This is a genomic window from Streptomyces sp. NPDC040610, assembly GCF_055594065.1.
The window spans coordinates 1-24,566 of the sequence record NZ_JBVIXA010000008.1; the positions used below are offsets into that span (position 1 = coordinate 1).

A 24,566-nucleotide genomic window follows, 5' to 3' on the forward strand; every position below is an offset into this window, starting at 1 on the left:
GCTGGAACAACTCCCACAACTCATCCGGCACCAGCCGCTCAACGATCGAAACCACGACCGACAAACTACCGATCCAAATGAGATGACGTCTTAGAGGGGCGGCGAGCCACATGAACGTACTAAAGGGGCGCGCGAGTTCGCCACCGTGAACCGTGTGAGCTGCGGAGCAAAGTGTCGTCGTGGGCGGGTGTCGTCATGGACGGGTTCCGCGGGGTTCCGGGGCGGGGCTCCGCCCGGGGCCGGGCGGGCGTCGGCGGCACCCGGGCGGGCGTCGGCGGCACCCGATGGAAGATCGAACTTGCGTCGGGTTAGCATATGAGCGCCGCCTAGCTCGAAAGATACTCCTGTGACTGTCAATGACGACTCGTTCACCAATTGGAAGAACCGCGAGGAGATCGCGGAGTCGATGATCCCGATCATCGGGAAGCTGCACCGCGAGCGGGACGTGACCGTCCTGCTGCACAGCCGCTCCTTGGTGAACAAGTCGGTGGTCAGCATCCTGAAGACCCACCGATTCGCCCGGCAGATCGCCGGTGAGGAGCTCTCGGTCACCGAGACGCTGCCGTTCCTGCAGGCCCTCACCGCGCTCGACCTCGGCCCTTCGCAGATCGACATCGGCATGCTGGCCGCGACGTACCGGGCCGACGACCGCGGTCTGACGGTGGCGGAGTTCACCGCCGAGGCCGTCGCGGGTGCCACCGGCGCCAACAAGATCGAGTGCCGCGAGGGCCGCGACGTCGTCCTGTACGGCTTCGGCCGCATCGGCCGCCTCGTCGCCCGGCTGCTCATCGAGAAGGCCGGCTCCGGCAACGGCCTGCGGCTGCGCGCCATCGTCGTCCGGCCGGGTGGCGGACGGCCCGGGGACGACCTCGTCAAGCGCGCCTCGCTGCTGCGCCGCGACTCCATCCACGGCCAGTTCCAGGGCACGATCACCGTCGACGAGGCGAACAGCACGATCATCGCCAACGGCAACGAGATCAAGGTGATCTACGCGGGCGACCCGTCGGAGGTCGACTACACGGCGTACGGCATCAAGGATGCCATCCTCATCGACAACACCGGCAAGTGGCGCGACCGCGAGGGCCTCTCCCAGCATCTGCGCCCCGGCATCGACAAGGTCGTCCTGACCGCCCCCGGCAAGGGCGACGTGCCCAACATCGTGCACGGCGTCAACCACGACATGATCAAGCCGGACGAGCGGATCCTGTCCTGCGCGTCCTGCACCACCAACGCGATCGTCCCGCCGCTGAAGGCGATGGCGGACGAGTACGGCGTCCTGCGCGGCCACGTGGAGACCATCCACTCGTTCACCAACGACCAGAACCTCCTGGACAACTACCACAAGGCGGACCGCCGCGGCCGCTCCGCGCCGCTCAACATGGTCATCACCGAGACCGGTGCCGCCTCCGCCGTCGCCAAGGCGCTGCCCGACCTCAAGGCGCCGATCACCGGCAGCTCGATCCGGGTCCCGGTGCCGGACGTCTCGATCGCCATCCTCAGCCTGCGGCTCGGCCGCGAGGCCACCCGCGAGGAGGTCCTGGACCACCTCCGCGACGTCTCGCTGACCTCCCCGCTGCGCCGCCAGATCGACTTCACCAGCGCCCCCGACGCGGTCTCGAACGACTTCATCGGCTCGCGCCACGCGTCGATCGTCGACGCCGGTGCCACCAAGGTCGACGGCGACAACGCGATCCTCTACCTCTGGTACGACAACGAGTTCGGCTACTCGTGCCAGGTGATCCGGGTCGTGCAGTACGTCTCCGGGGTGGAGTACCCGACGTACCCGGCCGTGGCGGTCTGAGCCCGCGGGAACATGTGATCGTCCGGAGTCCCGGGCGGAGGGAAGGCGTGAGCCGTCCCTCCGCCCGGGACTTTTCTGTGGGGTCGTTCGGAGGTGGTGGCTCTTTGGCGTTTGCCTAAAGGCTTTAGGTATGTGCATAATCGGTTCTGTTGAAAGGGGAGAGAATTATGGTGCGCGCAGGACTGACCGTGGAACGGCTGACGCGGGCCGGGGCCGAGCTGGCCGACGAGGTCGGCTTCGAGCAGGTGACCGTCTCGGCGGTCGCCCGGCGGTTCGACGTGAAGGTCGCGAGCCTGTACTCGCACCTGAAGAACTCCCACGACCTGAAGACCAGGATCGCCCTGCTCGCCCTGGAGGAACTGGCCGACCGTGGCGCCGGCGCCCTGGCCGGACGGGCGGGCAAGGACGCCCTGACCGCCTTCGCCGACGTCTACCGCGACTACGCACAGGAGCACCCCGGCCGCTACACCGCGGCCCGCTTCCGGCTCGACCCGGAGGCGGCCGCGGCTAGCGCCGGAGCCAGGCACGCCCAGATGATGCGAGCGATCCTGCGGGGCTACGACCTGACGGAGCCGGACCAGACGCACGCCGTCCGCCTCCTCGGCAGCGTCTTCCACGGCTACGTCAGCCTGGAGGCCGCCGGAGCCTTCAGCCACAGCGCCCCCGGCACCGAGGAGTCCTGGTCCCGGATCGTGGACGCCCTCGACGCGCTGCTGCGGAACTGGCCGGAGCCCGCGCCCTGAGCGCTCCGGGTGCTCTCCAGGGGCGCCCCCTCCCGCTGCCCCACCCGAAACTCGATCAACAGGCTGAGAAGACATGACCACCCCGCACCCCTCGCCCGCCGACGCGCCCCTCGCCGCGTCCGTGTCCACCCCCATATCCACTCCCGTATCCACGCCCATCACCGCGGACCTCCTCCACGGCGCCCTCGACCTGGAGCGCACCGCGCACGGCGTCCTTCCGCACCGGCTGCCCGAGCGGGCCCGCGCCCAGAACACCGACGGACAGCTCGCCATGGCCGAGTCCCAGCCCTCCGGCGTCCGCCTCGTCCTGCGCACCCGCGCCACCGCCGTCGAACTGGACACGCTGCCCACCAAGCGCGTCTACGTCGGCGCGCCGCCCCGCCCGGACGGCATGTACGACCTGCTGATCGACGGCCGTCTGACCCAGCAGGCCGGCGCGGTCGGCGGCAACACCCTGACCATCGACATGGCGGCGGGGAGCGCCGAGCACCGGCCGGGCTCCGTCGGCACGCTCCGCTTCACCGGGCTGCCGGAGCGGCTGAAGGACATCGAGATCTGGCTGCCGCACAACGAGACCACCGAGCTTGTCGCGCTGCGCACCGACGCCCCCGTCGAGCCCGTGCCGGACCGGGGCCGCAAGGTCTGGCTGCACCACGGCAGTTCGATCAGCCACGGCTCCGACGCCGCGAGCCCCAGCACGACCTGGCCCGCCCTCGCCGCCTCCCTCGGCGGCGTGGACCTGATCAACCTCGGCTTCGGCGGCAGCGCGCTGCTGGACCCGTTCACCGCCCGCGCCCTGCGTGACACCCCTGCCGACCTGATCAGCGTCAAGACCGGCATCAACGTGGTCAACGCCGACCTGATGCGGCTCCGCGCCTTCGGCCCGGCCGTCCACGGCTTCCTCGACACCGTCCGCGAGGGCCACCCCACCACCCCGCTCCTCGTGGTCTCGCCCATCCTGTGCCCCATCCACGAGGACACCCCGGGGCCCAGCGCCCCCGACTTCGGCGCCATGGGCGAAGGGCGGCTGCGCTTCGTGGCGATGGGCGATCCGGCGGAACGTGCGAGCGGGAAGCTGACCCTGGGTGTCATCCGGGACGAGCTGGCCCGGATCGTGGAGCAGCGCGCGGCCGACGACCCGCACCTGTACTACCTCGACGGCCGCGACCTCTACGGAGAGGCCGACTTCGCCGAACTGCCGCTGCCCGACGAACTGCACCCGGACGCAGCGACGCACCGCCGCATCGGCGAACGCTTCGCGGAACGCGCCTTCGCGGCCAACGGCCCCTTCGGGGCGAGCGATTGAGGTCGGATCTGTCCGTTCCTGTCCGAATCGATGCCATGGTGGACCGCCCTCGTGAAGTGCTCGGGGCGCGGGCGGCCCCGGCGCTAGCGTGGGCGGGTAGAGGCCAGGTGTGCGGATCACAGTGGCCGGGCCTGGTGCTTGCGTTCAGGGGCGGGGTGGGGCGTGGAGTGGTCCGAGCCGTCGCGGTCCGTATCGGTCGGCGTCGCCAAGGTGGACGGCCGGGTCACCATCCGCGTGGCCGGTGAGCTGGACATCGCCTCCGTGCCGGTGCTGGCCCGCGAACTGCACCGCGCCGTGGAGCGGCCCGTGGGCCGCACACTCCTGGATCTGAGCCGGGTGACGTTCTGCGGCACCGCCGGTGTGGAACTGCTCCTCGACGCCCGGCTGCGGGCCGCCGCCGCGGGTGGCAGCCTGGCGGTGGAGCGGGCCCACAGCTCGGTGCTGCGCCCCCTGCGGAGCTGCGGCGACGTGGAGGGCCTGCGGATCGCCCAGGAACTGGCGACGGCGCCGCTGTCGCCGAGCGAGCAGGCCCTGCGGCTCTCCGTGGTGTCGGCCGCGCTGTCGGCGGCTTTCGAGATCACCGGGGCGCCGATGGGCAACGCCCAGGTGCACGACCCGGCGGACGGTGTGCTGCGGATCGTGGCCCAACGGGGTTTCCACCACCCGTTCCTGACCTTCTTCGAGACGGTGGCCGACCGGGAGACCGCGTGCGGCGTGGCCGCGCAGGACCGCAAACCCGTCCTCGTCGAGGAGGTGACCGTGTCCCCGGTCTTCGACGGCACCCCGGCGCTGGACGTACTGCGGGAGGCCGGTGTCGGCGCGTGTGCCTCGGTGCCGATCACCTCCGGGGACGGCACGCTGATCGGCGTGGTGTCCACCCACCACGAGCAGGCGACGGAGTGGACGGACGAGCAGCGCCGGGCCCTGGAAGGACTCGCCAGCGCCGCCCACCTCCTCTGCTGACAGCGGCCACCGCACGCCGCGGCACCGGTGCGACCGCCCCGGCCGAACCACGGTTCGCCCGCTGTCAATACCGCCCACCCGACGATCCGTGAGCCGGGAAGCCGCATGGTCCCGGCGGGCGGGGGCTCCTAGCGTCGTGACCGACAGAAAGTCGCGTTCGACACGAGGAGCACCATGCGCGTCCCGTCAACGGTCGGCCTCGGCCTGGGTCTTGCCGGACTACTCACAGCCGCCGTGCCCGCCGCCGCCACCCCGCAGCAGTCGGTCGGCCGCGACGCGGCCCCGCAGCGCCAGCACCTGGCCTGGGGCCCCTGCCCAGCGGCGCAGACCGAGCTGAACGAGGCGGGGGCGCGGTGCGCCAAGGTGACGGTGCCCCTGGACTACGCCGACCCCCGCGGGCGGACCATCCAGATCGCGATCTCCCGGATCAAGGCCGCGTCCCCGAACGCGCGCCGCGGCATCCTCCTGTCCAACCCCGGCGGCCCCGGCGGCCCCGGCCTCGCCAACACCCTCGCGCTCCGCCCGGCGTTGAAGGACGTAGCCGACCAGTACGACCTGATCGGGTTCGACCCGAGGTTCCTCGGCGAGAGCAGCCCGGTGCGCTGCGCCCCGGCCGGACCCCCGCGCCCGCCCGGCCCCGTCACCACGCCCCGCGCCGACTTCGACGCGTCCGTCGACTCCGCGCGGGACACGGCCCGGCGCTGCCAGGAGCACGGGGACAACGCCGCGTTGCTGCCGCACGCCTCGACGCGGAACGTCGCCCGGGACATGGACGCGATCCGCGCCGCCCTCGGCGAGCGCCGACTCTCGTACTACGGCGTCTCCTACGGCGCGGACCTCGGCGCCGTCTTCACGCAGATGTTCCCCCGCCGCGCCGACCGCGTGATCATCGACTCCTCCACCGACCCCGCCGCCACCCAGTACGAGCTGTTCCAGCGCGCGGGCGGCCCACTGGAGGAAGGGCTCGACGAGTGGGCCGCCTGGGCCGCCCGGCAGCACGACCGGTACGGGCTCGGCCGCACGGCCGCCCAGGTGCGGGCGAGTGTGCAGAAGCTGCTCGACGGGGCCGAGCGCCGACCCGTGGAGGTCGCGGGGCAGCGGATGAACGCCCCGGTCATGCGGCTGCTGCTGCGCCAGCTCGTGCAGCACCAGGAGAGCGACCCCGCGCTGGCCTCCGTGGTGCGCGACCTCGTCGACGCCGCCGCCGGGAAGCTCACCGAGCCAGGCCCCGAGCTGGCCGCCCTGCTGGACCTGCTGAACTCGCCGGACCTGGGCGACAGCATGGTGGGCGGCGCGCTGTTCATGTGCGGTGACGGCGGCTGGCCCGCCGGGGGCTGGCCGAAGGACCCCGAGACGTACTGGCGCAACACCGTGAGCAGCCGGGCCACGCAGCCGGTGTTCGGCCCCGTCGTCAACGGCATGATCGCGCCGTGCGCGTTCTGGAAGTCCCCGCCGCGCGAGCCGGGCACCACCATCCACAACAAGGTGCCCGTCCTCATGCTGCAGGCGACCCGCGACAACAACGTCCCCTACGAAGGCGCTCTCGCCCTGCACCGCAAGCTCAAGGGATCACGCCTGGTGACGGCCGACATCCGCTCGCACGGCGTGTACGGGCGCGGCACCGAGGGCCACCGGCCCGTCCCGTGCGCCGACGACGCCGTCAACGACTACCTCCGCGACGGGAAGCTGCCCGCCCGCGACCTCACCTGCGCACCCGGGGGAGCGACCCGATGAGCGCCCGCGGGCCGGTGTTCAGCAGGCGCGGCGGCATGGTCGCCGTCGTGTCCGCCGCCACCGCCGTCATCGCGGGCACCGGCACCGGCCGTGCCGCCGAGCGCCCCGCCTCACCCCAGGGCCGCGACGCCCTCCAGGCCGACGTCGACGCGATCCGCGCGACCGGGACCACCGGGGTGCTCGCCGAGGTGCAGGGCCCGCGCGGCCGCCTCACCGCACGGGCCGGTGCGGCCGACCTGACGGGGGAGCGGCCGGTGCCCTGGGACGCGTACTACCGCATCGGCAGCGACACCAAGCCGTTCACCGCCGCCGTCGTCCTTCAACTGGCCGGTGAGGGCCGCCTCGACCTGGACGACACCGTCGACCGCTGGCTGCCCGGCCTCGTCGACGGCCACGGCAACGACGGCCGCAGGATCACCCTCACCAACCTGCTCCGCCAGACCAGCGGCCTCAACGACTACGTCGCCGTGGCGGGCGGCGCGGACGACTTCACGCCCGAGGGCTACCTCAAGGGACGCTTCCGGGTCACCTCGGCCCGCGAGCAGGTGGCCGCCGCCGTGAGCCGCCCGCCGCTGTGGCTGCCGGACGCCGCCGACCCGGCGCGCGAACAGCGCTGGAGCTACTCCAACACCAACTACGTCCTCCTCGGCCTCGTCGTCGAGAAGGTCACAGGCCACCCCTGGGCCCAGGAGATCCACGAACGCGTCATCGCCCCGCTCGGCCTCAGGCACACCCTCGTCCCCGGCACATCGGCGTACGTACCGCAGCCGACCGCGACCGCCTACACCCAGTTCCCCGGCGGCACCCGGCTGACCGACACCTCCCTCGCCACCGGCGGCGGCGCGGACGGCGGCATCATCAGCACCACCCACGACCTCGCCGTGTTCCTGCGCGCACTGCTCGGCGGCCGACTCCTGCACCGCGCCCAACTGGCAGCGATGAAGCAGACCGTGGCGGCCCCCGACTGGATCCAGGCCGACGGCGTGCGCTACGGCCTGGGCATCGCCTGGCGGCCGGGTGGGAGCGGCTCTGGTGGCGCCGGGTCCGCGCGGCGCCGGGACGAGGGCGTCTGGTTCCACGGCGGCACCCACCTCGGGATCGTCTCCGAGAGCGGCGTCACCGCGGACGGCAGCCGTGCCGCGACCGTCGCCGCCTTCACCCTGCGGACCGACGAACGAGGGGACGCGCAGGCCCGGGCCGCGCTCCGGCTGGTGGACCGCGCACTGCGGCGGTGACGACGGTGGTCCGGGACGCCAGGTCCGCCCGGGGCGCGAGTGGCCCGGGCCGTCCGGTCCCTGGAAGCCGTCCGGTTCTTGGAACAGCCGTCCGGTCCTTGGGACAGGAGTCCACCTCCGCCGGACAAGGGCCATCATGGGACCGACGAGGGGCGGCGCCCGGGTGGCGCCGCCCGCGGAGAACGGTTTCCTCCGCCGCCCCGTCGCCCCCGGCGGCCCGCCGGTGCCCCTGATGCTCCCGATGCCGTACGCCAGTCCCTGAGGAAGTCCGCATGACCACGACCGCGCAGGTGCCCGCCGACTCCGTCCCCCCGGCCGTACGCCTGGAGGAGGCCCGGCGCGACTACGCCGACCTGCTCGGCCAGGGGCTCGCCCTCGATCTGACGCGCGGCAAGCCCTCGCCCCGGCAGCTCGACCTCGCCGCGGACCTCCTGAGCCTGCCCGGCGACCGGTACACCGCGGCCGACGGGACCGACTGCCGCAACTACGGCAGCCCCGACGGACTGCGCGAACTGCGCGAGATCTTCAGCGGCTTCCTCCAGACGCCGGTCGACCAGCTCCTCGCCGTCGGCAACTCCAGCCTGGAGCTGATGCACGACTGCATCGTGCACGCCCTCCTCGGCGCCCTGCCCGGCGCGTCGCGGCGCTGGGCCGACGAGGAGCGGATCGCGTTCCTGTGCCCGGTCCCCGGCTACGACCGGCACTTCGCGCTGTGCGAGCGCTACGGCATCGACATGATCCCCGTCCCGATGACCGCCGCGGGCCCCGACCTCGCCGAGGTGGAGCGCCTCGTGGCCGCCGACCCCGCGATCAAGGGCATCTGGTGCGTGCCCAAGTACAGCAACCCCGACGGCACCTGCTACAGCGACGAGGTCGTCCGCGGGCTCGCCTCGATGCCCACCGCCGCACCGGACTTCCGGATCTTCTGGGACAACGCCTACGCGGTGCACCACCTCACCGACGAGGAGCCCGAGGTCGCCGACGTCCTCGCCGCCTGCGCCGAGGCCGGTCACCCGGACCGGGCGTTCGTCTTCGGCTCCACCTCGAAGATCACCCTGGCCGGCGCCGGCGTGGCCTTCGTCGGCTCGTCCCCGGCCAACGTCGCCTGGCTGCGCGGCCGCAACGCCAAGCGCTCCATCGGCCCCGACAAGATCAACCAGCTCCGCCACGCGCTGTTCCTGCGGGACGCCGACGGCGTGCGCGCCCACATGCGCGAGCACCGCGCGCTGCTGCGCCCCGAGTTCGACGCCGTGCTGCGCGGCTTCGCCGAAGAGCTCGGCGGCACCGGCCTCGCCACCTGGTCCACGCCCAAGGGCGGCTACTTCATCGTCCTGAACGTCCCCGACGGCTGCGCCCGCGAAGTGGTGCGCCGCGCCAAGGACGCGGGCATCGCCCTGACGCCCGCGGGCGCCACGCACCCGTACGGGCAGGACCCGAACGACAGCGTCATCCGCATCAGCCCCAGCTACCCGGACCTGGCGGAGGTCGAGCAGATCATTCGCGGGGTCGCGACCTGCGTACGCCTCGTCGGGTACGAGAAGCTGGTCGCCGACGCCGCCGCGTGAGCGCTCCCGTACCGGAAGGAGCGGGCGGCCGGGACTGAAGTGATGAACCGCGTGGCCGAGCCCTCTGCTACGGCGCCACGATCACCCCCGCCATGACCGTCGCCACGACCCTGTGCACGGCCGTCGTCTCCGGCGGGGTGCCCGTGCGGTCGGCGAACAGCAGGTGTGCCGCGCCGATCAGGGTCGGGGCGAGCGCGTCGATGTCGGCGTCCGCCGCGACGCGGCCCAGGTCCCGCTCGGCGGCGAGGTAGGCGGCGATCATCACTGCCGCCTGGGTCAGGAGCGGGACACCGGTCGGCAGGGTTCGGCGCAGCCGGGCGCGGAGTTCGTCCCGGGACGTGACGAGGCCGACGATCGCCACGGCGACGGAGTCGAACAGGTCCGTCAGGGCGTCGGCGAGGTGGTCGGCGACGGTGCCGGTCCCGGCGGCCGCGCGCAGGGCGGCGGCGCGCGCGTCGACCCGGGCGACGCGGTCGAGGACGAGCTCGGCGAGGAACGCGTCGAAGTCGGCGAAGTGCCGGTGCAGGACGCCCTTGGCGCAGCCCGCCTCCGTGGTCACCGCCCGGCTGGTCAGCGCGCTCGGGCCGTCCCGGAGCAGGATGCGCTCGGCGGCGTCGAAGAGCTGTTCGCGCGCGTCGCGCAGGGCCACCCCGGTCGGCAACGTTCCTCCTTGATCGCACCCTGGTCCCGCTCGCCGTCCCTTGACGAGTGGGCGTACGCCCATTCAAAGTGGGCGCATGCCCACTCTACCGTCGTCAGGTGCCGCCCACCCCGGCGGCGAGCCCCATCAGGACCGCGGACTGGCCGAGTCGTTCGGCGCGGACGCAGGGCGCTACGACCGGGCCAGGCCCGACTACCCCCGGGCGCTGGTGGACCGCGTGGTCGCCGCGAGCCCAGGATCCGACGTCCTCGATGTGGGCGTCGGCACCGGCATCGCCGCCCGGCAGTTCCAGGCGGCGGGCTGCCGGGTGCTCGGCGTGGACGTCGACGCGCGGATGGCCGACGCGGCGCGGGCGTCCGGCGTCGAGACCGAGGTGGCGGCCTTCGAGACCTGGGACGCGGCCGGGCGGACCTTCGACGCGGTGGTCTCCGCCCAGGCCTGGCACTGGGTGGACGCGGTCGCGGGGGCGGCGGGCGCGGCGCGGGTGCTGCGCCCGGGCGGTCGGCTCGCCGTGTTCTGGAACGTGTTCGTGCTCGCCCCGGACATCCGCGAGGCCTTCGCCGACGTACACCGGCGGGTGCTGCCCGACGCGCCGCTCAACCCCTGGGCGACCGCCCCGCTCGACGCGTACGACCCGCTGTCCGCGAAGGCGGCCGACGGGATGCGGCAGGCGGCCGGGTTCGACGCCCCGGAACAGTGGCGCCTCGACTGGGAGCGGGATTACACGCGCGAGCAGTGGCTCGACCAACTCCCCACGCACGGCGGCGCGGGCCGACTGCCCCCGGCCGTGCTGGCGGAACTGCTCTCCGGCATCGGCGCCGTGATCGACAAGTTCGGGGGCGGTTTCACGATGGGGTACGCGACGGTGGCGGTCACCGCCCGGTTCAACTCGTCCTGACGTGGAGGTCCAGGCCTCCGGTCCCCGGCGCCTCCACCCCCGGGAGCAGCCGCATGTCGTGGTCGTAGTCGCCGCCCACCAGCGTGCGGAACGGCACCGGCGCGTCCGTGAACAGGCCGTCCAGGCGGCGCGCGTACTCCTGCTTGGCCGCCTCGAACCGCTCCGCGGGCAGGTTGTTGGCGCCGTACACCGCGAACGGCTCGACGGGCGCCATGCCGGTGAACCAGAACAGCCCGTGCTGCAGCGGGTAGAGCACGTCCGAGAGGCGGCCGTGGATGCCCCGGTCGGAGAAGGACGTCTCCCGCGCGCCCGCCGTCACCGACACCAGCGCGCGCCGTCCCGCGAGCGGGCCCTCGCTGTAGGGCGGCGGCACCTTCGGGCCGTAGCCGAACCCGGCGGTGAACACCCGGTCGATCCAGCCCTTGAGGATGGCCGGGGGGCTGAACCACCACATCGGGAACTGCAGGATGACGGCATCCGCCCAGCGCACCTTCTCCTGCTCGGCGGCGATGTCCGCCGAGAGCCGTCCCGCGAGCGTGGCGTCCTCGGAGGCCGCCATCACGTGCAGCCGCTCGTCCGCGTTGACGTCGGGGAAGTCGTCGGCGTCGACGGTCGCCTTCCACTTCATCGCGTACAGGTCGGAGACCCGCACCTCGTGTCCCGCCGCGCGGAGATGGCCGACCGCGAAGTCGGTGAGGGCGGCGTTGAGCGAGTCGCCCTCCGGGTGGGCGCTGACGATGAGGATGTTCTGCGGCGAAGACGGTGCGGACGGAGTGGGCGGCGTGGTCGCGTTCATGAGGCTACGGTCCCTCGGGCGCGGCGGGGCAGCCAGAACCCTGTTCATCCAGCGGATTCGCTGTCCTGGTACTGGGAGGACCACCTTGGGGCGCGACGCGCATACTTGATCGCATGAACAGGGTGGGGGAACGCGTCCGCGGTGGTGCGGAGGTCGACGGTGGCGAAGCGGGGGTCGGCGTGGGTGCTGTGAAGGCCACGGACTCCGTGGGCGCCGTGAGCGCTGTGGGAGAGGGGCGCGGCGGCCCGGACAGGACCGACCGGAACGGCCGTATCGACGGGGTCGGTGACTCCGAGCGGGCACTCGGCGGCTTCCTGCGGGCCCGCCGGGGGCGCGTCGCGCCCGAGCACGTCGGGATCTCCGGCGGCCGCCGCCGACGGGTCCGCGGGCTGCGCCGCGAGGAGTTGGCCCAGCTCGCAGGGATCAGCGTCGACTACTACGTACGCCTGGAACAGGGCCGGGCCACCCAGCCCTCGTCCGAGGTCCTCGACGCGCTCGCCGGAGCGCTCGGCCTCGACACGGCGGAGCGCAAGCACCTCGACACCCTGGCCGGTGCCCGGCGCGGGCCCGCGCCGAAGGCCAAGGTCAGCCCGCTGCTCCAGCGGGTCCTCGACTCCCTCACCCACTTCCCGGTGTTCGCCACGAACCACCGCCTCGACGTGGTGGCCTTCAACGCCCTCGGCGCCGAACTCGTCGGCGGCCTCGGCGACCCGGAGCGCCGGGACCCGAACAACGCCCGGTTCCTCTTCCTCGACCCCGCGTCCCGGACCGTGCACCCCGAGTGGGAGGACCGCGCGGCCGAGGCCGTGGGCCAGCTCCGGGTCGCCGCCGGGCGCTACCCCGACGACACGGAACTCGCCGCGCTGATCTCCGAACTGTCCGAGCGGAGCGCCGACTTCCGCCGCATCTGGGGCACGGGCGAGGTCGTGATGTGCACGGCGGGCCGCAAACGACTCCGTCACCCACGGGCCGGGCTCCTCACCCTGGACTTCGAAACCCTGCACGTACCGGCCGAGCCCGGCGAGACGGGTCTCGTGGTGCATGTGTTCAGCGCGGACGAGGGCAGCGAGGAGGCGGCGGCCCTGGCCGGGCTGGCGAGGGACGTGGCGGAACGCGGCGCCCCGCGGTAGTCCCGGGGCGGGCGGTGACGTGCCGTCAGGCACTGGCGGGCCGGTGAATGCACAGGTCAGAGCTGGGCAAGGGTAGGGTCGCGCCGGTGATTCGATCTTTCCGTACGGCCGCGACCGCAGCCCTCGCCCTGTCACTGACCGCCGTGGCCTGCACGGCGGACGGCGACGACGGGAGCCGGGCGGCTCAGCCGCAGCCCGTGTCCCTGCGGAAGCTGCCGGAGATCCCGGTGAGCGGCGACCCCCTCGGCGAGCTGGGTGACGTTGACCCCGCGGCGGGGACGCGCCCCGTCGCGGAGGTGCGGCTCGGGGGAGACCGCCTCGTCGCCTACGTGGACGCCCAGGCCTGCGCTCTGGTCGTCGACGCCCCCGAGGCGGGGCACTTCAGCCTGAAGACCGCGTGGCCGAAGGACGGCGGCGACGCGGGGACCGACAGCCTTCCTGGCGGGCCCTACGCCCAGTCGTCCCTGTCCGGCTACGAACGCCGCTCGGCCAGAGCCCAGTTGTCGTGCGGCGAGCGCGCCATGGTCGTCAGGTACGACGTCCCGGGCGCCGACGACGTGTCCGGCGCCCGAGGGGCGATGTCCGTGGTGCGGTCCAGGGCGCGGCACGCCACGTTCGTGGTGGTCGGACCCAAGGACGCGCGGACCGGGATCGTGCGGGAGCTGTCGGACTGAGCGGTACGAGGCGGAGCCGCTCCTTCTCGCGCAGGGAGCAGCGACAGCCCCGTGTGCCGCCCTCGCGGTCCCTCAGGAGCGTCCGGCGGATCCTGGGCGCCGGGGCGCGTACGCGGTGTGCAGAATCTCGGTGAGGGCGTCGAGCGCGGCCGGATAGGCGTGTTCGCTCGGTGTGCCGTAGCCGACGATGATTCCCTGCGGGTGGTCACCGGGAGCGTGCCAGCGTCCGCCCAGGTGTCCCACCGCCGTCGCCCGGGCCGCAGCGAGGGCCAGGAACTCGTCCTCGGTGGGGCCCTGGTCCGGCAGGCTCAGCAGGACGTGGAGTCCGGCGGCGATGCCGTGGACGGCGGGGCGGGAGGCGGACGGGCCGGGCAGGGCGCGCAGTTGGGCCAGGAGCTGGTCGCGGCGGCGTTGGTAGCGCAGTCGGCAGGTGCGGATGTGCCGGTCGTAGGCGTGGCTGGTGATGAGGTCCGCGAGTGCCAACTGGCCGATGGCCTCCGTGTGATGGTCGTCGTACCGCTTCGCTTCGACGAGCGGATCCAGCAGGCGGCGGGGCGGCACGATCCAGCCCAGCCGCAGAGCGGGGCCGAGGGTCTTGGAGACCGTCCCTACGTAGGCGACGTGTTCGGGCGCCGTGCCCTGGATCGCTCCGACGGGGTGGCGGTCGTAGCGGAACTCGCCGTCGTAGTCGTTCTCGATCACGAGGCCGCCGCTCGACCGCGCCCAGTCCACCAGCGCGCGTCGGCGTGCCGGAGGCAGGGTGTGCCCGGTGGGGTACTGGTGGGCGGGGGTGACCTCCACCGCTTCGACGCCCGGGAGCCCGGGCAGCAGATCGGTGCGCGCACCGTGGCCGTCCACGGGGAGGGCGAGGACCGCCGCCCCGGCGTGGCGGACCACCTCCCGGTGGAAGGCCGTACCCGGATCCTCCATCGCGACGGTGGCCGACCCGCCGCCGCCGAGCACGCGGGTGATCAAGGCGAGTGCTTGGACGTACCCGTTCGTGATCACGATGTGGTCGGGGTGGGCGAGCACACCGCGGGTGCGTCCCAGGTATGCGGCGACGGCGGTGCGCAATTCGATCCCGCCGCGCGGGTCACCGTAGGAGTAGACGTGCGCCGGGGCGGCGGACAGCGCCCGGCGGGTGGCGCGCAGCCAGGCGGTCACCGGGAAGGCGGACACGTCCGGTCGCCCCGGCCGCAGGTCGTGCCGGGGTTCGCGGGCCGAGTGGGCGGGCGGCGGGCCGGGCGCTTCGGCCGTCGGCCGGGGCAACTGGGCCACCACCGTGCCGAAGCCCTGCCGGGCGGTGAGGTACCCCTCGGCCACGAGCTGGTCGTAGGCCGCCCTGACGGTGCCCCGGGAGAGGCCGAGGTCGGCGGCGAGCTTGCGGGTGGCGGGCAGCTGGACCCGGGGCGCGAGCCGCCCTGAGCGGATGGCCGCCCGCAGGGCATGCTCCAGGCCGGACTGGCGGCCGAGCGCGGGATCGAGCTCCAGATGCAGATCGACACCGACAGTGGGCCAGGATTCCGTCATGGGATTGGACCTTAGCAATGGCCCAATAGGAATCTAGTGTCCTGATCATGCCCCTCCGAAAGATCGCCGAGCGGCGCCATCCCGGCACGCGGCGACCCCCGCCGCAGCTGACCTGGCTGCTCGCCGTCGCCTACGGCCTGACCATCGCCAACCTCTACTACTGCCAGCCCCTGCTGCCGCGCATGGCGGACTCCGTCGGGGCGGGTTCGGCGGCGGGGCAGCTGGTCACGGCAGGACAGCTCGGCTATCTCCTCGCCCTGGTGACCGTGGTCCCCCTCGGCGACATCGTCCGCAGGCGCCCGCTGGTCTGCGCCCTGCTCCTCGGCGACACCGTCGCGCTGGCGGCCACCGCCGTGGCGCCGTCCCTGGGGGTGCTGCTCGCCGCGGGCGCGGTGATCGGACTCACGAGTGCGGGCGTGGTGAACGTCCTGGTGCCCTACGCCGCCACGCTCGCCTCCGGCCACGACCTCGGCCGGGTGATCGCGACGGTGTTGAGCGGAGGCATGACAGGGGTGCTGCTGTCGCGGACCGTGGCCGGTCTGGCCGCCGAGGCCGTCGGCTGGCGAGGCCTGTTCGTGCTGGCGGCCCTGCTCACGCTGCTCCTGGCGGTGGTCCTCGCCCGTGCTCTGCCGCCCGCGCCGCCGGAGACGTCCCTCGGGTACACGGCGCAGCTGCGGGCGACGGTCAGGCTGGTGGCGGGCGAACCCGTCCTGCGGCGGCGCTCGTTGATCGGCGCCTGCGTCTTCGCGAGCTTCGGGGCGTTCTGGGCGACCGTGGCGTTCTTGCTCGCCGGTCCGCCGTACCACTACAGCGAGGCGGAGATCGGTCTGTTCGCGCTGCTCGGCGCCGGGGGACTGTGCGTGGCGCGAAGGGCCGGTCGGCTCGCCGACCGGGGGCGGCAGCGGGGTCTCACCGGGGCCCTGCTGGTCCTCGGCACCACCTCGTTCGCGGCCGTCGCCGCCGGTGAGCGCAGCATGACCTGGCTCGTGCTCGGGGTGCTGGCCATGGACGTCGCCGTACACGGAACGCACGTGCTGAACCTGAGCGTGGTCTACGCCCTCGTCGACGGCGCCCGCGCGCGCGTCGCCTCGGCCTACATGACCTGCTACACCCTGGGCGGGGTAGCGGGTGCCGCCACGGGAACGGCCGCCTACCAGCGTGCCGGGTGGCACGCGGTCACGGCCGTCGCGGCCGCGTTCGCCCTGACGGCTCTGGTCGTCTGGGCCGCGGGCGAACTCTCGCCACGACTCCGGCTCCCGGCAGGGCTCAAGGGGGAGAAGCCACAAGGGCGGCTGACACGGAGGTCAGGTCCACCCGACGGTCTTGAGGACACGGGCGGCGACGGCTGACGGCGGTACCTCGGTGGTGTCGACGGCGAAGTCCGCGACGGCGGCCTCGTCGAGGATCTGATGGAGCTGTCCGGCCCGTTCCAGGTGCCAGGGCAGGGACGCGGAGTCGTGGTCGGCCTCGTGGCGGCGCCGGAGCCGGGTGTGCACGGCGGGAAGGTCCGCGAACAGGCGGCAGACCTGGAGCGGCATGCCGAGTGCGGCCCGGTAGGCGTCGCGGTCGGCCGCGCTCTCGGCGACCCCGGCCAGGACGAATCGCTGCGTACCGGCGTCGAGGTACTGGGCGGTCAGGGCGTGCAGGTTGCGCAGCAGCAGGCGAAAGTTGAACGGGTCGTCGTCGGGGGCGGGCCACGACTGGCAGAGGCGGTCCAGGTCCATGACCGCGTGCGGCACTCCCGCGTCGGCGAGCAGATCGCCCGCCAGGTCGGCGACCGAGGTCTTGCCGACACCGACAGTGCCCGTGATCAGCAGCGCACGGGGCCCAGCCCCGGTCGCATGGTCGTTGCCGCTCATCAGTACTCGCTCCACTTGTTCCGCTTGAGCCGATCTGTGGATCATGACATCTGTGAGGGGCAGGAGCCGCCCTGGGCCCGGCCCGCCCAGAGGCGATCGAGCGGGCCCGGGCCCACGGTGGGCCCGGACCCCCGGGCGTCGGCTCAAGCCCGGACCTCGGACATCGGCTCAAGCCCGGACCGACGGGTGTCAGCTCAAGTACGCCTCCACCTCACCGAACTGCGCCGCCGGCCACCCCGTGTTGGCGGTGACGTGCAGCCGCAGCTGCCGGACGTTCGGTGCCGACGCCGGGACGTCGATCGTGACCGTGTTGCCGGTCGCCGGATCGAAGCGGTACGCCTTCGAGGCGACCAGGGTGCTGTAGCCGGAGCCGTCGGCGCTGCCCTGGACCGACAGGGTCTGGGTCCGCGCCTCCCAGGCGGCGGGCGGCGGCAGCTTCAGGACGAGCCTGCGGACCGGCTCCGCCTTGCCGAGGTCGACCGTGATCGCCTGCGGGAAGGCGTGGTTCGTGGACTCCCAGTACGTCGCCGCGTCCCCGTCGACCGCCTTGCCGGGGGTGTAGACGTCGGTGGAGCCGGTCGCCGTGGCCGGGCGGGACTTGGCGAGGTTGCGCTTCGGGTCGGGGTCGGGGTTGCCGCCGCCGGGCCGCGGCCAGGTCGAGCAGTCGTCCCAGACGCTGTCCCAGCCGGAGTTGCCGCCGCCGTCGGTGAGCGTGAAGCTGCCCGAGCCGGACGGGTAGGGGCAGTTGTAGACGCCCGCGGCACCCACTGCCGTGGCCTTGACGCCACTCATCCGCACCGCGCCCGGCGTCTCCGCCTGCACGACGACCGTGCCGACCTTGGACACGGTCGACCTGTCGACGGTCACGTTCCGCACGGCCTTGCCGGTGCCGCCGCCGGAGACGAACTCGTAGGCGCTCCACGGACTGTCCGTGATCGTCGTGTCGGTGATGTCGACCGTCGCCTCGATGGCGCTGTCGTACGCGTCGACGCGCAGCGCGCCCATCGGGTGCTGCCAGTTGGGGTTCATTGCACCCGTGCGCACCAGGCTGTTGCCGGACACCGTGATGGTCCCGGCGAGCGGGAAGAACGGGTCGAGGAACTTCTGGTTGGAGATGGCTATGCCGCTGCCGAGGGCGTTGGTGTCGAGGACCAGGTTGTCCTTGACGGTGATGTTCCGGCCCCCGTAGATCGCGATGCCGTTGGCGAGGTTGGGCTGCGAGACGGTGTTGCCGATGAACGCCGAGTCGCTGTTGGTGGTGTTGAGCGACCACATGGCGAGCGCGTCGTCCCCGGTGTTGCGCAGGAAGTTGTCACGCACCTGCACCCCGCGTGCGGTGCCGTTGAGGTTGAGGCCGTCGGCGGTCATGTCGAGGAAGCGGTTCTTCTCCACGATCAGATTGTCGTTGTTGCCCATCAGCCACATGCCGACCTTGAGATGCTGCAACCACATCCCGGACACGGCCGAGTCCGGGCCGAGGGAGCCGTTCACGAAGTTGTCCGGGTTGCTGTCGACGCGCTCGGTGACCTCACCGATCACCGCGAAGTCGTGCAGGCCGACCTTGCCGGTCGGGGCGCTCGACTGGTCGATGAAGCGGGAGCTGCGGACGACGGAGTGCCAGGCGCCCGCGCCCCTGATCCGCACATTGTCGACGTTGCCGAGGGACTGGGTGAGCCTGAACTCGCCCGGCGGAATCCACACCGTGCCGCCCTTCGCGGCGGCGACGGCCTCGCGGAAGGCCTGCGTGGAGTCGCCCTGCCCGGAGGGGTCGGCGCCCTTGTCGGTCACCGACACCGCCCCGGAGGGCTTGCTGCCCGCGGCGGCGACCTGCTCGAAGTCGGCGACGTCGACGGTCACTTGGGTGCCGGTCGCCTCCAGGCGGACCTTGTCGCCCGCGCCCGCGTTCCGGCCGAGCAGCAGCCGTGTGTCGTCCAGGAGGTGGTGGGTCTTGGACCCCTGGATCCAGGGCGTGTCGACATAGCTGTACTTCGACGTCACGGCGAGCGACTTGTCGAGCTTGACGCCGTTGACGTACACCGCGAGGGACCCCGACTGGCCGTCGGGCACGCTGTACGCGACGTTCACCGCGTTCGCCGCGCCGGGCAGGGTGAACTCGACGTGCTGGCCCGCCGCGAGGCGGACGGCCTGCCGACCCGACGACTCGGAGGCGACCGTGCCCTGGGTGTAGTCGGGGCCGATCCCGGTGCCGTTAGACGTGGCGCTCTCTGCCTCGACGGACGTGAAGGGGACGCTGGCGCCCGCGGCGGCCGCACGGGCGCGCGAGGAGTCGTCCGCCGCCTGGGCGGCCGGGGCGAGCGTGGTCAGCAGGCCCGCCGCGAGACCGAGCGCCACGCCGAGCGGTACGGCCCTTCGGGCAGGGGAGCGCCCTGGGACTGAGTGTGAGGTGCGCATGACATACCTCTCTCCGAGGGGGTGGGGGGGCGGCGGCCCCGCCGCGGGTCAGACCCGCAGCCAGGCCGCCGTGTCCTGCGGGAGCCGCCCCTCGTCGTCCAGGGGGCCGCTGGCCAGCAGGAGGCTGGTGTGGGCGGGCGGTGCGCAGGGCGCGGCGGCGAGGTTGACCACGCAGACCAGGCCGTCGCCGCGCGCGAAGGACAGGACCCCGTCGGGCGCGGGCAGCCACGTCAGCGGGCCGTCCCCGAAGCCGGGCCAGGACCGTCGGATCCGCAGCGCCGCGCGGTACAGGGCGAGCATCGACGCCGGGTCGCCGGACTGCCGGTCGGCCGCGTACGCCGCCCAGTCGGAGGGCTGCGGAAGCCACGGCTCCGCCACGGACCCGAAGCCCGCGTGCGGCGCGCCCGCCACCCACGGCAGCGGCACCCGGCACCCGTCGCGGCCCGGATCGCCGCCGCCCGACCGGAAGTGCATCGGGTCCTGGATCCGCGCCGGGGGGATCTCGCACTCGGGCAGGCCCAGCTCCTCGCCCTGGTAGACGTACACCGAACCCGGCAGGGCGAGCGAGAGCAGCGCCGCGGCCCGCGCCCTGCGGGTGCCGATGCCCAGGTCGGTCGGGGTGCCGAAGGCCTTCGTGGCGAAGTCGAAGCCGGTGTCCGCGCGGCCGTAGCGGGTCACCGTGCGCGTCACGTCGTGGTTGCACAGCACCCAGGTCGCGGGCGCGCCGACCGGGGCGTGCTCGGCGAGGGTCTCCGTGATGGCCGTGCGCAGCCGCGCCGCGTCCCAGGGGCAGCTCAGGAAGGACAGGTTGAACGCGGTGTGCAGCTCGTCGGGGCGCAGATAGCGGGCGAAGCGCTCGGAGTCCGGCAGCCACACCTCGCCCACGAAGACCGCACCGTACTCGTCGGCGACGGCCCGCCAGGAGCGGTAGATGTCGTGCAGCTCGTCGCGGTCGAGGAAGGGGTGCGGGTCCCGGCCCTCGACGAAGTCGGGCAGCGCGGGATCCTTGGCGGGCAGCGCCGCGGAGTCGATGCGTACGCCCGCGACCCCGCGCTCCAGCCAGAACCGCAGCACGTCCTCGTGCTCCCGACGGACCGCCGGATGCGCCCAGTTGAGGTCGGGCTGCTCGGGCGCGAAGAGGTGCAGATACCACTCGCCGTCCGCCACCCGCGTCCAGGTGGAGGCGGTCGCGGCGAACTGCGACGGCCAGTCGTTGGGCGGCAGTTCACCGTGCGGGCCGCGGCCGGGGCGGAAGTGGAACAGCTCGCGCTCGGGGCTGCCGGGGCCCGCGGCGAGCGCCGCCCGGAACCAGACGTGCTGGTCGGAGACGTGGTTGGGGACGATGTCGACGATGGTGCGCAGGCCGAGCGCCCGCGCCTCGGCGATCAGCTTCTCGGCCTCGGCGACCGTGCCGAACGCCGGGTCGATCACGCGGTAGTCGGCCACGTCGTAGCCGCCGTCGACCATCGGCGAGAGGTACCAGGGGTTGAACCACAGCGCGTCCACGCCGAGTTCGGCCAGGTACGGCAACTTGGCGCGCACCCCCGCCAGGTCTCCGGTGCCGTCGCCGTCGCCGTCCGCGAAGCTGCGTACGTACACCTGGTAGATGACGGCGGAACGCCACCAGTCGGCGTCGGGGGTGGTCGGTCGCGTGGCTGCCACGGTGACGGTCCTTTCGGGCAGGAGGACCCCGCCGCCGGTCCGGACGGGGCCGGGACAGGAGGGGGCGGCGGCGGAGTGCTCGGTGGTGGAGGTGGTGCGGGTGGCGGCGGCCGGGCGGTCAGCCCTTGAGGCTGCCCGCGGTGAGGCCGCTCATGATGTGGCGCTGGAAGATCAGGAAGATCACGAGGGTCGGCAGGGAGGCGATGACGAGGGCGGCGAGCAGCCAGTTCTCGGTGACGCTGGCGGCGAGCGAGTAGATCCCGACGTTGATCGTCTGCTTGCCCGGGTCGGGCAGCGTGAGCATGGGCCAGAGGAAGTCCTTCCAGACCCCGACCACCGCGAAGATCGACACGACGCCGAGGATCGGCCGCGAGATCGGCAGGACCACCGAGCGCAGCGTGCGCAGCGGCGAGGCCCCGTCGATGGCGGCGGCGTCGAGCAGCTCGCGCGGGATCGAGTCGAAGAACCGCTTGAGCAGGAAGATGTTGAAGGCGTTGGTGACGGAGGGCAGCCAGATCACCCAGGGCGAGTTGACGAGGTTCCGCTCGACGATCGGCACGTCGAGGACGGTCAGGTACTGCGGTACGACGAGGACGGTCGCGGGGATCATCAGGGTGACCAGCATCGCGCCGAGGATCACGTTGCCGAGCACCGGCCGCAGCTTCGACAGCGAGTAGGCCGCCGCCACGTCGAGGACGAGCTGGAAGACGAGGGCGCCGAGCGCGTAGTACAGGGTGTTGCCGAGGAGCTTCGCGAGGTCCATCACCCCCCAGGCGTCCGCGTAGTTGCCGGGGTGGGCGCCCTCGGGGACGAGCGTGGGCGGTGTCCGCGCGAACTCCTGCGGGGACTTCAGCCCGCTGGTCACCATCCAGTACAGCGGCCCGATGAAGACCAGCGTGAAGACCGACAGGACCAGGACGAAGGCGGTCCAGTAGAGGAACTTGCCGCGCGGGCGGGCGAGTTGAGCGGGGGAGATCAGGGTGCGTGTCGTCATCGGGGGCTCCCTCACTCCTCGCTCACGCGGCTCAGCCGGACGTACGCCGCCGAGAACACGGCGAGCAGGACGAGCAGCACCAGGCCGAGCGCGGCCGCGCTGCCGTAGTTGTTGAAGGTGAACGCGTACTGGTAGATGAGCTGGACGACCGTCAGCGTCGCGCCCTCGGGTCCCGCGCCGCCGGTGAGCAGGAACGGCTCCACGAACACCTGCATGGTGGCGATGATCTGCATGAGCAGCAGCAGCGAGAGCACGAGCCGGGTCTGCGGGATCGTGACGTGCCAGATCTTGCGGAGGATCCCCGCCCCGTCCAGCTCGGCGGCCTCGTACAGCTCACCCGGGATGCCCTGGAGCGCCGCCAGATAGATCAGGGTCGCACCGCCCATGTTCATCCACGTCGCCGCGATCACCACGGACAGCATCGCCGTGTCGGTGGACTGCAGCCACTGCTGCTCCGGCAGCCCGACCGCGCCGAGCATCCGGTTGAACAGGCCGTACCCGGGGTCGTAGAAGTACTTGAAGAGCAGTACGGAGGCGACCGGAGGCAGCATCACCGGCAGATAGACGAGCAGCCGCAAGTAGCCCCGGCCGTGCCGGAATTCATTGAGCACGAGCGCGACCACGAACGGCACGACGAAGCCCAGGAGCAGTGCGAGCCCGGTGAAAAGGAGCGTGTTGCGCCAGGCCTGCCAGAACGCGGGATCGTTGAAGATGTACGTGAAGTTCGACCAGCCGGCCCAGCCCGTCCTGCCGTCCTCGCGCTTCTCGAACGCCAGGAAGAACTCCCTGACCATCGGGTACCAGGAGAAGAACGAGAAGCAGAGCACGGCACCGATGAGGAAGCCGTGGGCGGTGAGGTTGCGCCTCAACGCCTGCCGGAACGCGGCGTGTTGACGCGGGGAGCGGCTTGCGCCGGGGGCCGGAACGGGCGGCCGGGGCTTGCGCCCGGACAGGGTGGGGGCCGACACGGTGTCCCCCTACTGGTTCGCCAGGATCTGGTTTACCTGCCGTTCCGCGGTGTCGAGCAGTTTGCCCGTGTCGGCGTCCCTGTTGGTGAGGACGGCCGACATGGCGGTGTCGAGGACCTTGTAGATCTCCTGCGCCTTGGGCGGCTCGGGCTTGCCCCGGACGGGGTTCGCGGTGAACGCTCGGAAGTTCGCCACGGGCATGGTGGAGCTGGTGGCGCGGGCCTTGTCGTCGGCGGCCTTGGCCGCGCCGGTCCAGAAGTTGGGCTGCGGCAGGCCCACGGGCAGGCCGTCCGCCTTGGTGCGGGCCCAGTCGAACTGGCCCTTGCCGGGGGTGAGGAACTTGAAGTTGATCCAGGCGATCGCGGCCTTGACCTTGTCGGCCGAGACGCCCTTCTTGATCATGTAGTCGTTGCCGCCGAACAGCGTGGCCCGCTGCCCGGGGATCGGCGCCATCCCGTAGTCCGCGTACTTCGCGCCGAGGTTCTGCACCATGTATGTGATGTCGTCGGGCGCGGCCAGGAACATGCCGAGCTTCCCGGACGCCATCTGCTTCTGCAGGTCGCCCCACTTCAGCAGCTGCGTCCTGCCCATGCTGTCGTCGTCCCAGCGCATGGCCTTGAGGTTGTCGAGGATCCGTTTGCCGGTGGCGTTGTTGAACGCGGCCTTGGTGCCGTTCGCGTCGACGATGCTGCCGCCGAGGCCGTAGGTGGTGGCGGTGAAGTGCCAGCCGCCGTTGTTGCCCGCGCTGTACTCGCCGAACCCGGCGACGCCGTCGCCGAGTGCGGAGATCTTCTTCGCCGCCGCGCGCACCTGTGCCCAGGTGGTGGGCGGCTTGTCGGGGTCGAGTCCGGCCTTCTCGAAGAGCGGACGGTTGATGAGCAGGCCCATCGTGTAGTTGCTGTAGGGCAGGCCGTAGAGCTTGCCGTCCTTCTTCATCACGTCCAGGACATCGGGGTCCATGTCGCCGAGCGCGGGCACCGACTTGTCGTTGACGTAGGCGCTGATGTCGGTGGCGCCGTCGTTGTCGAGGACCTGCTGGAGGTCGGTGAAGTACGTGTAGAAGACGTCGGGTTGGGACTTGGCCTTGAGCATCGCCGTGAACCGGGGCGGCTCCAGGCACGGGTCGGTCTGCTTGCCCTTGATCGTGACGTTCGGGTACGTCGCGTTGAACGCCTTCACGTCCTCCTTCCACTGCTTGAGCTCGGCCTTCTCCGTGGCCGGCGGCATGCAGTCGATGGTGAGGTTGACCTTGGTCCTCGGGTCCAGCGGGGAGGCCGCGTCGGCCGCGTTCACGGTGTCGTCGCCACCGCCGTCGTCGCTGCTGCTGGTGCCGCAGGCGGCGAGCGCGGTGAGGGCGAGCGTGGTGGCGAGTGCGGCCGTGGTGGTGCGGCGCGTGTGGTGCGGGCGGCGCGTGCGGCTCACGCGTGGTCGGCGTATCCCGGTGCTTCTCATCGGTGGACCCCTTTGGGGCAGCGCCACCGCCCGTGCGGGCAGGGCATGCGGGAGCTGGGGAAGCCCACAGCGGAGAGCTGTGCGGCGGCGCTTACTCAAGCACCGTCGACACGAGGCCGCAATATCTCGCGCGAAGATTGAAAATATTCGACTGCCGTCTGAGTGGTGGCTGGTCCCGCACCG

At 72.3% G+C, this 24,566-nt stretch carries 20 protein-coding genes; 11 read left to right on the forward strand and 9 right to left on the reverse strand.

Going from position 1 to position 24,566, the window contains the following annotated elements; genetic code table 11:
* Positions 1-346: 346 nt before the first annotated feature.
* The 7 genes from ACZ6AA_RS25935 to ACZ6AA_RS25965 all read left to right on the forward strand — a co-directional run bounded on the left by ACZ6AA_RS25935 (position 347) and on the right by ACZ6AA_RS25965 (position 9,347).
* Complete coding sequence (locus ACZ6AA_RS25935; protein ID WP_468455338.1) at positions 347-1,801, forward strand: glyceraldehyde-3-phosphate dehydrogenase; 1,455 nt, start codon at positions 347-349, stop codon at positions 1,799-1,801.
* A 167-nt stretch (positions 1,802-1,968) separates the two neighbouring features.
* Complete coding sequence (locus ACZ6AA_RS25940; protein WP_468455340.1) at positions 1,969-2,544, forward strand: TetR/AcrR family transcriptional regulator; 576 nt, start codon at positions 1,969-1,971, stop codon at positions 2,542-2,544.
* 73 nt (positions 2,545-2,617) lie between these two features.
* Positions 2,618-3,850: a GDSL-type esterase/lipase family protein gene (locus ACZ6AA_RS25945; RefSeq protein ID WP_471460237.1), complete on the forward strand. Its 1,233-nt coding sequence runs from the start codon at positions 2,618-2,620 to the stop codon at positions 3,848-3,850.
* A gap of 162 nt (positions 3,851-4,012) precedes the next feature.
* Complete coding sequence (locus ACZ6AA_RS25950; protein ID WP_471460239.1) at positions 4,013-4,813, forward strand: GAF domain-containing protein; 801 nt, start codon at positions 4,013-4,015, stop codon at positions 4,811-4,813.
* Between the two features lie 174 nt (positions 4,814-4,987).
* Entirely contained in the window at positions 4,988-6,547 is a 1,560-nt protein-coding gene (locus tag ACZ6AA_RS25955; RefSeq protein WP_468481901.1) for an alpha/beta hydrolase, read from the forward strand.
* On the forward strand, positions 6,544-7,782 hold the full coding sequence (locus ACZ6AA_RS25960) for a serine hydrolase domain-containing protein (RefSeq protein WP_471460241.1): 1,239 nt from the start codon (positions 6,544-6,546) through the stop codon (positions 7,780-7,782). Before ACZ6AA_RS25955 ends, ACZ6AA_RS25960 begins: the two co-directional genes overlap by 4 nt.
* Before the next feature lie 272 nt (positions 7,783-8,054).
* The gene (locus ACZ6AA_RS25965) at positions 8,055-9,347 is read left to right on the forward strand and encodes an aspartate aminotransferase type Ic (RefSeq protein ID WP_471460243.1); all 1,293 of its coding nucleotides are present in this window, start codon (positions 8,055-8,057) and stop codon (positions 9,345-9,347) included.
* A 67-nt stretch (positions 9,348-9,414) separates the two neighbouring features.
* On the opposite strand, the gene ACZ6AA_RS25970 is transcribed toward ACZ6AA_RS25965, so the two are convergent.
* Complete coding sequence (locus ACZ6AA_RS25970; protein ID WP_471460245.1) at positions 9,415-10,008, reverse strand: TetR/AcrR family transcriptional regulator; 594 nt, start codon at positions 10,006-10,008, stop codon at positions 9,415-9,417.
* Between the two features lie 76 nt (positions 10,009-10,084).
* Between ACZ6AA_RS25970 and ACZ6AA_RS25975 the strand changes: the two genes are divergently transcribed.
* Positions 10,085-10,906 (forward strand): class I SAM-dependent methyltransferase, encoded by an 822-nt coding sequence (locus ACZ6AA_RS25975; protein WP_471460246.1) that lies wholly within the window; start codon positions 10,085-10,087, stop codon positions 10,904-10,906.
* Here the strand turns inward: ACZ6AA_RS25975 and ACZ6AA_RS25980 are convergent.
* Positions 10,893-11,702, reverse strand: coding sequence for an NAD(P)H-dependent oxidoreductase (locus tag ACZ6AA_RS25980; protein ID WP_471460248.1), 810 nt, complete (start codon positions 11,700-11,702; stop codon positions 10,893-10,895). The two genes, ACZ6AA_RS25975 and ACZ6AA_RS25980, sit on opposite strands and share 14 nt — an antisense overlap.
* 113 nt (positions 11,703-11,815) lie before the next feature.
* Between ACZ6AA_RS25980 and ACZ6AA_RS25985 the strand changes: the two genes are divergently transcribed.
* Both ACZ6AA_RS25985 and ACZ6AA_RS25990 read left to right on the forward strand, forming a co-directional pair.
* Positions 11,816-12,832 carry a helix-turn-helix domain-containing protein gene (locus ACZ6AA_RS25985; protein ID WP_471460250.1) on the forward strand — a complete coding sequence of 339 codons (1,017 nt, stop codon included), beginning with the start codon at positions 11,816-11,818 and terminating at the stop codon, positions 12,830-12,832.
* Between the two features lie 86 nt (positions 12,833-12,918).
* Positions 12,919-13,506 carry a hypothetical protein gene (locus tag ACZ6AA_RS25990; protein ID WP_471460252.1) on the forward strand — a complete coding sequence of 196 codons (588 nt, stop codon included), beginning with the start codon at positions 12,919-12,921 and terminating at the stop codon, positions 13,504-13,506.
* Positions 13,507-13,578: 72 nt separating this feature from the next.
* On the opposite strand, the gene pdxR is transcribed toward ACZ6AA_RS25990, so the two are convergent.
* Positions 13,579-15,036 (reverse strand): MocR-like pyridoxine biosynthesis transcription factor PdxR, encoded by a 1,458-nt coding sequence (gene pdxR, locus ACZ6AA_RS25995; protein ID WP_471460254.1) that lies wholly within the window; start codon positions 15,034-15,036, stop codon positions 13,579-13,581.
* A gap of 47 nt (positions 15,037-15,083) precedes the next feature.
* On the opposite strand from pdxR, the gene ACZ6AA_RS26000 reads away from it, so the two are divergent.
* Positions 15,084-16,385, forward strand: coding sequence for an MFS transporter (locus ACZ6AA_RS26000; protein ID WP_471460256.1), 1,302 nt, complete (start codon positions 15,084-15,086; stop codon positions 16,383-16,385).
* Here the strand turns inward: ACZ6AA_RS26000 and ACZ6AA_RS26005 are convergent.
* The 6 genes from ACZ6AA_RS26005 to ACZ6AA_RS26030 form a co-directional block, all read right to left on the reverse strand.
* Entirely contained in the window at positions 16,341-16,895 is a 555-nt protein-coding gene (locus ACZ6AA_RS26005; RefSeq protein WP_471460257.1) for a hypothetical protein, read from the reverse strand. The genes ACZ6AA_RS26000 and ACZ6AA_RS26005 overlap by 45 nt on opposite strands.
* 189 nt (positions 16,896-17,084) lie before the next feature.
* On the reverse strand, positions 17,085-19,307 hold the full coding sequence (locus tag ACZ6AA_RS26010; RefSeq protein ID WP_471460258.1) for a discoidin domain-containing protein: 2,223 nt from the start codon (positions 19,305-19,307) through the stop codon (positions 17,085-17,087).
* A 48-nt stretch (positions 19,308-19,355) separates the two neighbouring features.
* Positions 19,356-20,969 carry a glycoside hydrolase family 13 protein gene (locus tag ACZ6AA_RS26015; protein WP_471460260.1) on the reverse strand — a complete coding sequence of 538 codons (1,614 nt, stop codon included), beginning with the start codon at positions 20,967-20,969 and terminating at the stop codon, positions 19,356-19,358.
* A 118-nt stretch (positions 20,970-21,087) separates the two neighbouring features.
* Positions 21,088-21,963 carry a carbohydrate ABC transporter permease gene (locus ACZ6AA_RS26020; protein WP_468481890.1) on the reverse strand — a complete coding sequence of 292 codons (876 nt, stop codon included), beginning with the start codon at positions 21,961-21,963 and terminating at the stop codon, positions 21,088-21,090.
* An 11-nt stretch (positions 21,964-21,974) separates the two neighbouring features.
* Positions 21,975-22,931: a carbohydrate ABC transporter permease gene (locus ACZ6AA_RS26025; RefSeq protein ID WP_471460262.1), complete on the reverse strand. Its 957-nt coding sequence runs from the start codon at positions 22,929-22,931 to the stop codon at positions 21,975-21,977.
* 9 nt (positions 22,932-22,940) lie between these two features.
* Positions 22,941-24,383, reverse strand: coding sequence for an extracellular solute-binding protein (locus tag ACZ6AA_RS26030; RefSeq protein WP_471460264.1), 1,443 nt, complete (start codon positions 24,381-24,383; stop codon positions 22,941-22,943).
* Positions 24,384-24,566: the final 183 nt, after the last annotated feature.

Excerpts from the sequence above, each read along its gene's own strand:
- ACZ6AA_RS25940 (WP_468455340.1), top strand. The coding sequence starts at position 1,969 with ATGGTGCGCGCAGGACTGACCGTGGAACGGCTGACGCGGGCCGGGGCC.
- ACZ6AA_RS25945 (WP_471460237.1), top strand. The coding sequence starts at position 2,618 with ATGACCACCCCGCACCCCTCGCCCGCCGACGCGCCCCTCGCCGCGTCC.
- ACZ6AA_RS25955 (WP_468481901.1), top strand. The coding sequence starts at position 4,988 with ATGCGCGTCCCGTCAACGGTCGGCCTCGGCCTGGGTCTTGCCGGACTA.
- ACZ6AA_RS25960 (WP_471460241.1), top strand. The coding sequence starts at position 6,544 with ATGAGCGCCCGCGGGCCGGTGTTCAGCAGGCGCGGCGGCATGGTCGCC.
- ACZ6AA_RS25965 (WP_471460243.1), top strand. The coding sequence starts at position 8,055 with ATGACCACGACCGCGCAGGTGCCCGCCGACTCCGTCCCCCCGGCCGTA.
- ACZ6AA_RS25975 (WP_471460246.1), top strand. The coding sequence starts at position 10,085 with ATGCCCACTCTACCGTCGTCAGGTGCCGCCCACCCCGGCGGCGAGCCC.
- ACZ6AA_RS25980 (WP_471460248.1), bottom strand. The coding sequence starts at position 11,702 with ATGAACGCGACCACGCCGCCCACTCCGTCCGCACCGTCTTCGCCGCAG.
- ACZ6AA_RS25985 (WP_471460250.1), top strand. The coding sequence starts at position 11,816 with ATGAACAGGGTGGGGGAACGCGTCCGCGGTGGTGCGGAGGTCGACGGT.
- pdxR (WP_471460254.1), bottom strand. The coding sequence starts at position 15,036 with ATGACGGAATCCTGGCCCACTGTCGGTGTCGATCTGCATCTGGAGCTC.
- ACZ6AA_RS26000 (WP_471460256.1), top strand. The coding sequence starts at position 15,084 with ATGCCCCTCCGAAAGATCGCCGAGCGGCGCCATCCCGGCACGCGGCGA.
- ACZ6AA_RS26005 (WP_471460257.1), bottom strand. The coding sequence starts at position 16,895 with ATGAGCGGCAACGACCATGCGACCGGGGCTGGGCCCCGTGCGCTGCTG.
- ACZ6AA_RS26010 (WP_471460258.1), bottom strand. The coding sequence starts at position 19,307 with ATGCGCACCTCACACTCAGTCCCAGGGCGCTCCCCTGCCCGAAGGGCC.
- ACZ6AA_RS26020 (WP_468481890.1), bottom strand. The coding sequence starts at position 21,963 with ATGACGACACGCACCCTGATCTCCCCCGCTCAACTCGCCCGCCCGCGC.
- ACZ6AA_RS26030 (WP_471460264.1), bottom strand. The coding sequence starts at position 24,383 with ATGAGAAGCACCGGGATACGCCGACCACGCGTGAGCCGCACGCGCCGC.